General features: G+C 42.6%; 10 protein-coding genes. All 10 read right to left on the bottom strand.

Translation table 11 applies throughout. From position 1 onward, the window contains the following. Window positions 1–29: 29 nt before the first annotated feature. On the bottom strand, window positions 30–1,133 hold the full coding sequence (gene murG / locus NAF01_RS08710; protein WP_250802133.1) for an undecaprenyldiphospho-muramoylpentapeptide beta-N-acetylglucosaminyltransferase: 1,104 nt from the start codon (window positions 1,131–1,133) through the stop codon (window positions 30–32). Window positions 1,134–1,418: 285 nt separating this feature from the next. Next, window positions 1,419–2,519 carry a stage V sporulation protein E gene (gene spoVE, locus NAF01_RS08705; protein ID WP_048007890.1) on the bottom strand — a complete coding sequence of 367 codons (1,101 nt, stop codon included), beginning with the start codon at window positions 2,517–2,519 and terminating at the stop codon, window positions 1,419–1,421. 169 nt (window positions 2,520–2,688) lie between these two features. After that, window positions 2,689–4,041: a UDP-N-acetylmuramoyl-L-alanine--D-glutamate ligase gene (gene murD / locus NAF01_RS08700; RefSeq protein ID WP_222497079.1), complete on the bottom strand. Its 1,353-nt coding sequence runs from the start codon at window positions 4,039–4,041 to the stop codon at window positions 2,689–2,691. Further along, on the bottom strand, window positions 4,042–5,016 hold the full coding sequence (mraY, locus tag NAF01_RS08695; RefSeq protein WP_048007888.1) for a phospho-N-acetylmuramoyl-pentapeptide-transferase: 975 nt from the start codon (window positions 5,014–5,016) through the stop codon (window positions 4,042–4,044). It abuts the gene before it with no gap. Window positions 5,017–5,018: 2 nt separating this feature from the next. Continuing rightward, window positions 5,019–5,468, bottom strand: a complete 450-nt coding sequence (locus NAF01_RS08690; RefSeq protein WP_197214808.1) for a hypothetical protein — start codon at window positions 5,466–5,468, stop codon at window positions 5,019–5,021. Window position 5,469: 1 nt separating this feature from the next. Next, on the bottom strand, window positions 5,470–6,930 hold the full coding sequence (locus NAF01_RS08685) for a UDP-N-acetylmuramoyl-L-alanyl-D-glutamate--2,6-diaminopimelate ligase (RefSeq protein ID WP_222497081.1): 1,461 nt from the start codon (window positions 6,928–6,930) through the stop codon (window positions 5,470–5,472). Between the two features lie 385 nt (window positions 6,931–7,315). Beyond that, complete coding sequence (locus NAF01_RS08680; protein ID WP_197247946.1) at window positions 7,316–9,232, bottom strand: stage V sporulation protein D; 1,917 nt, start codon at window positions 9,230–9,232, stop codon at window positions 7,316–7,318. A 98-nt stretch (window positions 9,233–9,330) separates the two neighbouring features. Beyond that, window positions 9,331–11,553 carry a penicillin-binding protein gene (locus NAF01_RS08675; RefSeq protein WP_250802132.1) on the bottom strand — a complete coding sequence of 741 codons (2,223 nt, stop codon included), beginning with the start codon at window positions 11,551–11,553 and terminating at the stop codon, window positions 9,331–9,333. Next, a complete protein-coding gene (gene ftsL, locus NAF01_RS08670; protein ID WP_163143091.1) occupies window positions 11,553–11,918 on the bottom strand; it encodes a cell division protein FtsL in 366 nt (121 codons plus the stop codon). Before ftsL ends, NAF01_RS08675 begins: the two co-directional genes overlap by 1 nt. Before the next feature lie 34 nt (window positions 11,919–11,952). Next, window positions 11,953–12,885: a 16S rRNA (cytosine(1402)-N(4))-methyltransferase RsmH gene (gene rsmH / locus NAF01_RS08665; RefSeq protein ID WP_048011615.1), complete on the bottom strand. Its 933-nt coding sequence runs from the start codon at window positions 12,883–12,885 to the stop codon at window positions 11,953–11,955. Window positions 12,886–12,894 lie beyond the last annotated feature (9 nt).

The raw sequence follows: 12,894 nt of genomic DNA, 5'->3' as shown, positions 1-12,894 counted from the left end.
TTTATTCTATGCAAATTTACGATTCAGGGCTACTTCCCGCTATACGAAACCAATTCTGCCATTAATTTGTAAAGTCTATTTGATGCATCCCGGATTCCCAGCTTTCTAGAAGCTTCCTTCATGCTATCCATTTTATCTTTATTGAGAATGATTCGGTCAATGCTATCAATAAGTTTTTTGCCTGTTAATTCTTTTTCAAGCAATAGCTCAGCAGCCCCATGGTCACTAAGCGCTCGTGCATTTTTCTCCTGGTGGTTATTTGTTACATATGGGCTTGGGATTAATATGCTTGGTATGCCTAAAGAAGTTATTTCTGCCAATGTGGTGGCTCCTGCACGTGATACGACAAGGCTTGCTCCTGCCAGCACTTCTGGCATATTGTGAATAAATGGTTTGATTATTACGTTTTCGGGATTTCCCACAAGTTCTACTTCTTTTTGTACATCATCATAATGCACATCCCCTGTAATATAAAGAACCTGATATGGCTTTTCACCAAGCTCAGCCAGTGTTTTTAATACTGCATCATTTATTGGCCTTGCTCCTCTGCTGCCGCCAAAAATCAACACAGCAGGAACACCTGTCTTTAATCCTGCAGACAGCCTACCCCTGATTCCATCCTGTCCCAATACCTCTGAGGCACGCGGATTCCCTGTCATGACGGTTTTAGTTTCCGGAAAAAAAGCCTTTGCTTCTTCAAAACAAACTGCAATTTTATCTACATATCTGCTTAGGAACTTATTGGTTAATCCAGGGACGCTGTTTTGCTCATGAATAATGGTTGGGATCCCAAGCCTGGATGCAGCATATACAACAGGTCCGCATACATATCCGCCTGTACCGATGACAACATCCGCCTTAAATTCCTTAAGCATCTTTTTGCTGTCACGAACGCCTTTCAGGAACCTTAAAACAGTTTTCACATTATCCAAAGAGATTTTTCTTTTAAAACCGGTTATATGTATTGATTTAAAGGGGATATTTTCACGATTCACAATCGTGTTTTCAAGCCCTTTCTCAGTTCCTATATATAAAAATTCAGCATCCTTATGTTCTTTCTGAATTTGTCTTATAAGCGCAAGTGCCGGATATATATGTCCGCCAGTTCCTCCGCCGCTAACAGCAATTTTCATTCTTTCACCTCATAAAAGAGTAATAATCTATAGTGTTCATTCATTAAGCCCCCGGTAAATATTTATGAAGGGCAACAGTGCGTTGGAGAGCAAACACTCCCCCTCATTTCCCTATTCTACTATATTCAAAACAAATAGATAGGAACGAACATCATAATGTTAAAGAAATGTAATAATGTGCAAAATTGCAAACAAGTTAGATAATTCAGCGTGCCGGAATTGTTATTGCTTCCAAAAAAGAAACCCTGCTTCACAGGGTTTCCTAAAATGCATGTTATAAATGCGCTAGTACCTTGCATATCTGCTAATATTAAGCAGAACCCCTATAGCCATTAGCATCAGTGTCAGGGAAGATCCCCCGTAGCTCAGAAATGGAAGTGTGATGCCCGTAACAGGCATCAGACCTGTTACAACCCCGATGTTGATCATTACCTGAATAGCGACCATTGCTATAATCCCAACAGCCAAAAAACTCCCATATAAATCAGGGGCGCCAAGAGCTATGCGGATGCCTCGCCATAAGAGAAGGGCAAATAACAATATGACAAAAGATCCTCCAATAAACCCAAGTTCCTCAGCTAAAATGGCAAAAATAAAATCTGTCTGCGGTTCAGGAAGATAGAAAAACTTTTGTCTGCTCTGTCCCAGACCAAGGCCGAACAGCCCTCCAGGCCCAATCGCATATAAGGATTGGATAATCTGGAAACCGCTGCCCAGCGGATCCTCCCATGGGTCAAGAAAGGATGTAATCCTCTTTATTCTGTAAGGTGCTGACAGAACCAGTGCCACAAATCCGGCCAGACCTGCAGCGGCAAACCAGACAAAGTGGCTGATTCTGGCCCCTGCAATGAAAATCATGACAACACAGGTACCCACCATTACAGTTCCAGTCCCTAAATCAGGTTGCAGCATAATTAATCCAAATGCTAAAAACACCAGCCCTAAAGATGGTACAAGACCTTTCCGGAAAGAAGTGATCAGCTTTTGTTTTTCGGAGAGGAATTTTGCCATAAACACAATCATGGCAAGCTTCATAAACTCCGAAGGCTGTATGGAAAATGCACCAACGCCAATCCAGCTCCTGGAACCGTTTCTCACATTGCCTACGCCCGGAACCAGTACCAGAAGCAAAAGCACAAAACAGATGATGATTAATACTTTTGCCCAAGTTCTCCAGGTCCAATAATCCACATTCATAATAAAAAACATCGCAATAATTCCAACTCCGGCAAAAAGCATTTGCCTTTTCGCAAAAAAGAAAGAATCGTCAAATTTATAATCTGCCCATATTGCACTGGCACTGTATACCATAGTCAATCCTACAGCAAGCAGCGTTAAAGTGACGATCATTAATATAAAATCGGGAGTGGTTTTTTTAGCCGGCAACGAAAACACCTCGAATGCAAGTTTTAGGGCTGTCAAGTAGAACAATATGCCCTGCCGAAATAAGCTTACCCGCTTTCCGGCAGTTTTTTGTTCCTTTTTAAAGCCTTAAATGCCACGCGAGGAAGATTAATGCCTTTGCTGAAAGTTTCTAAGTCCCGCAGACAAGCCCTTAACTAAGTTTATGCACCGCATCTATAAACATGTCTCCCCGAACCTCAAAAGTTTTATATTGGTCCCAGCTTGCACAGGCAGGGGAAAGCAGAATCACATCTCCCGGCTCCGAAAGCTTAAAGGCTGCAGGTACGGCTTTTTCAACATTATCGACACGCTCAATTGTTTTTATTCCCGCTTCCATTGCTGCTTTTTCAATCTTTTCAGCAGTTTGCCCAAAGGTTACCAGAGCCTTTACCTTTTTAAGAGATGGAATGAGTTCATCAAAGCTATTTCCGCGGTCGAGACCTCCTGCAAGAAGAAGAACAGGCTGATCAAATGCTGCGACCGCATTCTTCGTTGCAAGGATGTTCGTTGCTTTAGAATCATTATAAAATTTTCTGTTTTGATGTTCTCCAACATATTGCAGGCGGTGCTTTACACCTGTAAACGATCCCAGAACCCGGCTGATGGCTTCATTGCCCACCCCTGTCAGCTTGGCAGCAGCCACTGAGGAAAGGATATTTTCAAGGTTGTGCTCTCCTGGCAATGATACATCCTTTCTTTCCATCACTTGTTCATCATTAAAATAAATCCAGCCATCTTTCACATATGCACCTTCAGACAGCACTTTGGAAGTCGAAAAAGGAATGATCTGAGCCTTTGACAGGGCAGCCGCTTCCATTACTTTATCCTGGTCGGCATTGACAATGAAATAATCCTGTTCAGTCTGATTCAGCGTAATGTTTGCTTTGGCTGCATGGTATTCTTCTCTTGTGCCATGGTAATCCAAATGGGCATCATATAAATTGGTTAAAATGGCAATTCTCGGCCTGAAATCCTGAATACCCATCAGCTGAAACGATGAAAGCTCAATTACGATATTGTTTTCTTCCGCGGCATTCTGGGCAACTTCGGAAGCTACTGTACCAATATTTCCAGCTATCAGCGGCATCTTGCTCCCTGCCTGAAGCATTTCAAACACAAGTGTAGTGGTTGTCGTTTTTCCATTTGTGCCAGTAATCGCAATAAAAGGAGCTTCAGAAACCTGATAGGCAAGCTCCACTTCTGTAATAACCGGTATGCCCTTTTCAAGGGCTCCTTTTATCATTGGATTATGATAAGGTATACCGGGATTTTTTACAATCAGTTCAAATCCTTCTTCAAGAAGTTCAATGGGATGGCCACCGCAAATAACTGTAATCCCCTGCTCAAGCAGTCCTTGTGCTTCAGGATTTTCTGCAAGCGGCTTATAATCATTAACAGTCACAAATGCTCCAAGCTTATGTAAAAGGGAAGCTGCACTCACTCCGCTTTTCGCCAGCCCCAGTACTAATATTTTCTTATGTCGATAGCGATTGACTTCTTTCACTTACACCCACACCTCAATATAAATTCCTAAGATTGCAAACAATAACCCAACCGTCCAGAACGTAACAACAACCCGCCATTCTGACCAGCCTACCAATTCATAATGATGGTGAAGCGGGCTCATGCGGAAAATCCGTCTGCCGGTGGTTTTAAAGGAGGCCACCTGCAGAATAACAGATAATGTTTCAATAACAAAAACCCCGCCGATAATGATCAGGATGATTTCAAGTTTTGTCAGTATGGCTATGGTCGCAATAGCACCGCCAAGAGCCAGTGAGCCTGTGTCTCCCATAAACACCTTTGCAGGATGGGCGTTAAAGACAAGGAAACCCAATACCGCTCCAACTACTGCTACAGAAAAAATGGATACTTCAAATTGGGATTGATTCCAGGCCAGTACTGCAAATGCTCCAAAAGCGATTGCGGCAGTACCGGAGACAAGTCCATCAAGTCCATCTGTCAAATTGACAGCATTAGAGAATCCGACCAGCCAGAAAATAATAAATAAAACATACCCCCAGCCCAAATCAATCGAAATATCTGTCAGCGGAATATGTACTTCTGTTGAAAAGTCATTCTGCTTATAAACAAAATAAAAAATCACTGAAATAATAATCTGGCCCAGAAGCTTCTGTTTTGAAGTCAGGCCTAAATTACGCTTCAAAACCACTTTAATAAAATCATCGAGGAAACCGAGGAGTCCAAACCCCAGGGTAACCAGAAGCAGCAAATATGTTTCTACTGCAGGCTGTGAAAATTTACCGGTCATAAATAAAGTGGTCATCGTGACGGAAAGAAGAATCATTATCCCGCCCATTGTCGGAGTACCTGTCTTCTTCATATGGGATTTCGGGCCTTCTTCACGGATGCTTTGCCCAAATTTTAACCTTCTCAGGAAGGGAATGAATATGGGAGACAGCAATACCGTAATTAAAAAACCTGCCAATATTGTGAAAAAAATAACTTGCTCCATCATACTTATCCCCTCCTTTCGCGCTTGGCATAACCCGCAGCTTCCGCTAATCTTTCAGCCATTACAGCAATATCATATGTTGTTTCGTTTTCTTTAAGACTTTCTTCATCCGAAATAAGGAAATTAGTTGTGTTCATCTTTTCTTCTGCTTTACTTAATTTATTAATATATAATTCCATGATATCCTTTAAGCCTTTCGTTAAGTCGTTTGTATAAAAAATAGGGAAATGATTTGGGGTGTATGCCGGAGTCTCGGCATTCTCATTCCAGACAGCAGCAACAGCCCCTCTTTCAATAGCTTCCTTCAGATTTCCGTCTTCCTCGTAAGGAATATAAATTCCTTTTGGCTGCGGGTCAGAAGAGGACGATGCCACGGTATGAAATTCCAGCTCATTATCCTTTATTCCTTTGACAGCCGGAAACAATCCCGCTAAATCCTGATAAGTCAAATACATTTTATCGCTCCTCTATAGCCTCTTTTGCCACCAGACGGTCATCAAAGTCAAAAACATGGCTGCCTACAATCTGATAGGTCTCATGGCCCTTTCCTGCTATTAAGATAACGTCTCCTGCACTGGCATTTTTCACCGCATAGTGAATGGCTTCTTTTCGATCGACGATTATTTTATAACTTTCTTCTTTTACTCCCTCTTCCATATCCCTCAGGATTTGGATCGGGTCTTCACTTCTCGGATTATCTGAAGTAAAGATTGGGTCTGTACTGTATTGGCAGGCAATTTCTGCCATTAACGGTCGTTTGGATCTGTCTCTGTCTCCTCCGCAGCCCACGATGGCGAAAATGCGCTTCAGGGCAAATTGCTTTACCGTTTCCAGCGCATTTTTCAGGCTGTCCGGTGTATGTGAATAATCAACAATCACAGAAAAATCCTGGCCTGCGTCTACGGTTTCAAATCTGCCGGCTACCCCTTGAACTTCTTCTGCAGATTTAATGATTTGAGAGATTGATATGCCTGCAGCGATACCTGCTCCAATACTTGCCAGTACATTATAGATGCTGAACTTTCCTATCATTTTTAAAGAAACTTTATGCTTTCCGAATGGAGAGAGTAAGTCAAATTCCGTACCGGCAGCAGTCATTTGAATATTAACGGCCCGCAGATCAGCTTCCTGATCAATTCCGTAGGAAATGACATGAGCAGCCGTCGATTTTTCATATTCTGCGGAAGCAGGGTCATCTGAATTTAAAATGGCATACTTCGGTTCTCCTTGATTATAGGCGCTTCCAAGCTGGGCAAACAACAGCCCTTTTGCTCTTCTGTATTCATCCATCGTTTTATGATAATCCAGGTGATCCTGTGTCAGGTTCGTAAATACGGCTATATTAAAATCACAGCCATGAACACGGCCTTCAACAAGTGCATGAGAAGACACTTCCATTACAGCTGAATCCACACCGGCATCTGCCATTTTTCTAAATGTGCTTTGCAAAGTCAGGCTTTCAGGAGTAGTATTTTTCACTTCAAAAGTTTCATCGGCAATCTTCGTATACATCGTGCCAATTAAGCCGGTTTTCCTTCCTGCATCAGCAAGAATCTTTTCAATTAAATGACTTGTGGTTGTTTTGCCATTAGTCCCTGTTATGCCAATTAGATGAAGCTGCTTGCTCGGCTGTTCATAAAAAGCATCAGCCAGCACGGCCATCGCCCGTTTTGTATTTTTAACTACTATAACCGGGATATCTAAGTCCAGCTCTTTTTGGGCAATTACAGCTGCTGCGCCTTTTTCGGCAGCAGAAGCTGCAAAGTCATGGCCATCCACCGTATAGCCCTCAATGCAAATAAACAGACTTCCAGGCAGAACTTTCCGGTTATCGTTAACAATCGCTGTGATTTCAGGGTTTTCCCCTTTATATGTCATATAAGGCTGTAAAAATCGCAGCAGTTTATGTAATTCCATCTTTACCATTCCTCTCATGTTAAACAGAGCAAACTATTCCCTTTTTTAGTGAAGCTGGCCAGTATAAAGTGAAACTTCAATTAGTGGGGAGTGCTTTTTCCCCGCTAATTGTTAGTTGAACCAATCGGGCCTAAACGGGCAGTTTGACCCCCGCTTATCTCCATTGATTCCTCTGAGTCTTGAAGTGGGGTCTTACTGCCCGTTAGACTGCGATAAATAAATATAATCAAAATAACATTCTAAATGATGGCGATATATATTGTACAGGATAATTACTTTTTTAGCTATTTAATATATAGAAGCCAAACCTTGAAAGTATGTTACAGTTTCCTTACAAACAAAAAAATTCAGGCGGCGCAGGAGGAAGCCGCCCTCATTCTTATTCTTATTTGTCATCAAAATAAAGGCGGATCGTTGAACCTTCTTTTAACTTAATGCCCGGCTGAGGCGTTTGCTTCACCACCGTATTTCCTGTCCCGCTGGCATCAATTTTCAGGTTTAGATATAGTTCACCGAGGTCTTTCTTTGTCAGACCTACCATATCCGGAACCTCAATCATCGGGGAATCCATCCATGTCAGCTCTTTTTCAATTTGATCTTTGCGAGGCTTTACACCCATTGCCCGCAAACTGTCCCCCATGATTTCTCCTACAATCGGAGCGGCAACAACACCCCCAAATTGAACGGTTCCTTTTGGATTATCCACAGCCACATACACGACGAGCTGAGGATCATCAGCAGGTGCAAACCCTATGAATGATACGATATGGTTATTTTCCAGGTACCGGCCATTTTGGGCTTTTTGTGCAGTCCCGGTTTTCCCCCCAACACGATATCCGTCAACGAACGCTTTTTTTCCTGATCCTTTTGCCACAACTGATTCAAGCGCTTTGCGGATTTCATCAGATGTTTCCTTTGAAATTACTTTTCTTTTTGCATCAGGCGATTTTTTCATCAATACTTCACCAGTAGCCGGATTTATAAGCTCTTTTGCTATATAAGGCGTATACAATGTTCCGCCATTAACCGCAGCTGAAATGGCTGCTACCTGCTGAATCGGGGTAACGGAAACCCCCTGACCAAAAGCAGTGGTTGCCTGCTCGACTGGACCAACCCGATCGAGATTAAATAGAATCCCTTTCCCCTCGCCCTGAAGGTCGATGCCGGTCTTTTCGCCGAACCCGAAGTCGCGAATATATTTAAATAGTGACTCTTTGCCTAATCTCTCACCCAGCTCTACAAAGCCGGGGTTGCAGGAATTCTGTACTACTTCAAGATAAGTCTGACTGCCATGTCCACCCTTTTTCCAGCATCTCAGTCTGGCACCGCCAACTTCAACAGATCCCGGGTCGTGGAAATGATCCTTTTCCAAATTTACCTTTCCCTCTTCCAATGCAGCTGCCAGAGTAATGATTTTAAATGTGGAACCTGGCTCGTATGTACTCCATATCGGCAGATTGCGGTTGTAGATCTCCGGAGGAACATTTTTAAAATTCGCGGGGTCAAAATCCGGTCTGCTGGACATGGCAAGAACCTCTCCATTATTTGGATTCATGGCAATTGCAATTATTCCATCAGGGTTATATTCCGCCTGAGCTATATCAAGCTCCCTTTCTACAATAGTCTGTATCTTTGAATCGATGGTAAGCTTTAAATCCATTCCATCAACCGGCGGCTTATAGTCATCCGCCATATCGTTCATCCGCTCTCCCTTTGCATTCGCATAAAACTTAACAGATCCCTTTTTCCCTTTTAGCTTTTCATCATAATATAACTCAAGGCCCATAAGACCCTGATTATCAATTCCCGCAAACCCCAGAACATGCGATAGGTAATTACCAAAAGGATAATGGCGTTTTGAATCTTCACCAATGTAAACTCCTTCAATACCCAATGCACGGATTTCTTTCGCTTTTTCATGGGAAATCTTTCTGCCTTGAGGAATCTTCACACTTGATGCCCTTTTGGTGATAAGCTCATAGGCTTTTTCTTTTGGCATATTCAGTACTGCAGCCAATTTCTCTGCAGCATCTGCAGGATCCTTGATTTGTCTGGGTACAACATAGACAGTTGGAGCACTGACATTCGTTGCCAGCGGAACACCATTTCGGTCAACGATTTCTCCTCTTTCCGGCTCGAAGGGGATATCTCTGCTCCAGAGCTCCTTTGCGCCATCTGTAAGCATATTCCCCAGAAAAAACTGAACATATCCCAGACGCAAATCAATTATAAAAAAAACGAGAATACCAACAAACAACGCTGCAGTCAGCCGTTTTCGAACGGTTACATTTGAAACACGCATGTACGGACGAACCTCCTTAAATTTTGGCTCGTTCCAATATATGCTTGTACCAAAACGAATAGAACGCACTGCCGCACATCCGGCAGTACGTTCTCCATTTAATCAAGCACTGCTTCCTCCTCTTCTTGCTTCTCTTCTGATTTGACGTTCTCCTCATTATATTTCTCAGCAGGATGCTCAAGTTCGACTATTAAATAGTCACCTTCCCTAAGTGCAGAACCGGCTTTTAGATTTTGTTTCACCACATATCCGCTTCCAACAGTATTAAGCTTTAAGTCAGCAAGCTTTGCCACCTTCATGACGTCCCTTAGCGACCATCCAGACATATCAGGCACTGTTAATTCGCCATCTGTCTTTAAGATCACTCGTTCGCCTTCAAGCAAATTGTACATATTGCCAGGGACCTGCCTTTGCACCTTGGTGCCCTTTCCCAGCACAATAGCTTCAAATCCGGATTTTTTCAATTGTGCTTTTGCTTCCTCAACTGTTTTTCCTTCCACTTCAGGCGCTTGTTCCGAGTTTGCCTTTAGTTCTTTTGCCGGTTCTATATTTAAATATTGCAGACTGCTTTTCATTACCGGCGTAAAGATCTTAGCAACAGGTTCTGCACCATTTGTACTGAGGTCAATATCCGGCTGCTGGACCGCTACATAGATGATCAGTTCAGGATCATCTTTTGGCGCCATGCCTAAAAACGAGAAGATAAAATTTTCATGACCTGTTAAATATCCCCCGCCATTTGGATCGGGGATCTGGGCAGTCCCCGTTTTTCCCGCAACCTCGTAGCCTTCGATATTATACCTTTTATACCCTGTTCCTTTTTCAGATGACACAACTGTTTCCAGGATATCCCTGGCTTTCTTTGCCGTTTCTGCAGAGATGGGATTTCCCTTCACCTTCGGCTTTGTTTTTTTCACGACTTCATTTTTATCGCCATCAACAATACTGCTGATGACATGTGGCTGCATCATTTTGCCGTCATTCGCAATGGCGGTAGCTGCCTGTATCTGCTGAATAGGCGTAATGGCCGAACCTTGTCCGAATCCCGTAGTTACCTTATCAAGCGGCCACTCATAAGCGATCTTTCCGCCCGTTTCATTTGGCAGGTCAATTCCCGTCGGATTTTCAAATCCGAACTTTGTTATATATTCCCTGTATTTTTCATACCCAAGCTTTTCTTTCACTATTTTCGCAAAAGCCACATTCGATGAACGCTGAACACCTTCAAGGTAAGTAATCGACCCCCAGCCGCGGCCCTGATTATGGTCCCGTATAGCCGGTGAATTTTCGGTCACTTTATAACTTCCTGATTTATACCATTCATTCGGATCAAACTCACCCTCCTCAATGGCAGCAGCCAAAGTAAAAATCTTCATGGTTGATCCGGGCTCAAATGAGTTTTCAATCACTTCATTATGCCAAGTGTCTTCTATGCCTTCCTTAGTTTTCGGATGAAAGGACGGCCTCTGTCCCATAGCCAAAATTTCGCCTGTTTTAGCATCAGCGACTACTGCCACCATTTTTTTCGGCTTAAATTCCTCGTCTACTTTATTCATAGAATCTTCGAGGAAGGTCTGGATCTTCTTATCGATCGTCAGATACACATCTTTGCCATTTTGAGCAGGCTGGATTTTTTGATCTCCATTAGGAAGCAGATAGCCCCATATATCACTTTCATAGCTGAATTTCCCATCTTTTCCTGTGAGCACCTTATTTAAGCTCTGCTCGAGGCCCAGCATCCCGACTGTATCGGTCTTATTTGTTTTTGATTTTTTCTTTTCGACATATCCCACTAAATGTGAGGCGAAGACTCCATTTGGATAAAACCGCTTGGAATCTGTAATGAATGTAATCCCGGGCAATTTCATATCTTCTATTTCTCTTTTTGTCTTTAGCGGAAGATCGCGGCCCTCTTTTCCAAATTCAACCTGGAATGGTTTTTCTCCATCTTTTGTTTTCTTTGTTAAAATCCTGTAAATCTCTGACTCTTCCAGGTCAATAGCTTTAGAAAGCGCCGCTGCTGTTTTTCCGGGGTCTTTCACATAATCAGGTTTCATGCTTTTGTCCAGGATTGCTACAAGCTTGTAAGAAATAGTATCCTCGGCAATGACTTCTCCATTTCGGTCATAAATGGTACCCCTTTTGGCCTGAATGGTCTTTTCGCGTTCATATTTCTGCTGAGCCTTAGCCGCAAGTGCGTGACCTGCTGCCTCACCTGTTGCCTGAATAGAAACAAAGCGAAAAATTAATACAAAAAAGAGCAGGCTGAATATTAAAAATAATATCGCTGCTCCAAAATTGATATTTGGCTGTTTCTTCATTAATCTTCCACGACCTTGACATTATTTCCGCTGAATTTGAGACCCATAGCTTCAGCTTTCGCTTTAATGCGTTCGTATGTACTTAATTCGCTCACTTGCATACTAAGATCTGTATTCACTTTGTTCTGCGTTTGGATTGCTTCTTCTGTTTGCTGAATTTCTTTGTTTACTTCGTAAATGGCCGCCTGATTTGAAACCATTTGCACTGCACCAAAACAAACAATGCCAGTGAAAGCAAGTCCCAGTATTTTCTCGCCGGGGGATAGCCAGGACTTTTTTGTTTTTAATTTCTTCGGGGCCTGTACGGGCTGGGTTTGAACATCAAATTGTTTTTCTTCCTGTATTTTTCGGGCTAAATTGCTCATAATTCCCCTCCTGTAATTTATTTTCTCTATTCGATTAAAGCTTTTCTGCTATTCTCAGCTTTGCGGACCTTGCTCGATTATTATGTTCCAGCTCTTCCTCTGAAGGCAGAATCGGCTTTCTGTTAATTAACTTTAAGATTGGCTTATATTCATCAGGAATAATCGGCAGGCCGGGAGGCAGATTTGGTGTTTCGCTGGCTTTTTTAAAGGCAGCTTTACAAATTCGGTCCTCCAGTGAGTGAAACGTAATTACGCTGATTCTTCCATTGGGATTTAATATGTCAATAGCCTGGTGCAGAGAATCTTCAAATACACCCAGTTCATCATTAACAGCTATTCTAATTGCCTGAAAAACACGCTTGGCGGGATGTCCGCCTTTTCGCCTGGCAGGTGCAGGAATGGCCTCTTTAATAATTTCTACCAGCTGGCCTGTTGTTTCTATTGGAGAAACTTCCCTGGCCGCTTCAATTTTCCTCGCAATTTGCTTTGAGAATTTCTCTTCTCCATATCTGAAGAAGATTTTTACAAGTTCACCATATTCCCAGCTGTTTACTACATCATAAGCGGAAATATCAGCAGCAGTATCCATTCTCATATCAAGCGGGGCATCATTATGATAGCTGAATCCTCTTTCAGGTGTATCCAGCTGAGGTGAAGAAACGCCAAGATCATATAAAACACCATCCACTTTAGAAACACCAAGGTTTTCAAGCTCTTCCTGAAGATACTTGAAATTACTTTTGATAATCGTGATTCTGTCGCCATATTCAGCCAGCTTTTCTTTTGCGTGTGCGATTGCTGTGTCATCCTGGTCAAATGCGTATAGCTTTCCTTTTTCAGACAGCTGGGAAAGAATTAATTTACTGTGGCCTGCTCCGCCCAGTGTACAATCCACATACACACCATCAGGATGGATGTTTAAGCCTTCTACTGTTTCCTTTAATAGTACTGTTGTATGTTCAAACATTGTTGAATG

This window comes from Cytobacillus firmus (genome assembly GCF_023657595.1).
In the GTDB taxonomy this organism is placed as follows: Bacteria; Bacillota; Bacilli; order Bacillales; family Cytobacillaceae; genus Cytobacillus; species Cytobacillus firmus_B.
The sequence above is the reverse complement of the archived record's forward strand: the minus strand, read 5'-3'. Positions and strand labels throughout refer to the sequence as shown.

Coding starts and splice junctions, on each gene's coding strand:
- murG (WP_250802133.1), bottom strand. CDS start 1,133: ATGAAAATTGCTGTTAGCGGCGGAGGAACTGGCGGACATATATATCCG.
- mraY (WP_048007888.1), bottom strand. CDS start 5,016: ATGATGGAGCAAGTTATTTTTTTCACAATATTGGCAGGTTTTTTAATT.
- NAF01_RS08690 (WP_197214808.1), bottom strand. CDS start 5,468: ATGTATTTGACTTATCAGGATTTAGCGGGATTGTTTCCGGCTGTCAAA.
- NAF01_RS08685 (WP_222497081.1), bottom strand. CDS start 6,930: ATGGAATTACATAAACTGCTGCGATTTTTACAGCCTTATATGACATAT.
- NAF01_RS08680 (WP_197247946.1), bottom strand. CDS start 9,232: ATGCGTGTTTCAAATGTAACCGTTCGAAAACGGCTGACTGCAGCGTTG.
- NAF01_RS08675 (WP_250802132.1), bottom strand. CDS start 11,553: ATGAAGAAACAGCCAAATATCAATTTTGGAGCAGCGATATTATTTTTA.
- ftsL (WP_163143091.1), bottom strand. CDS start 11,918: ATGAGCAATTTAGCCCGAAAAATACAGGAAGAAAAACAATTTGATGTT.
- rsmH (WP_048011615.1), bottom strand. CDS start 12,885: ATGTTTGAACATACAACAGTACTATTAAAGGAAACAGTAGAAGGCTTA.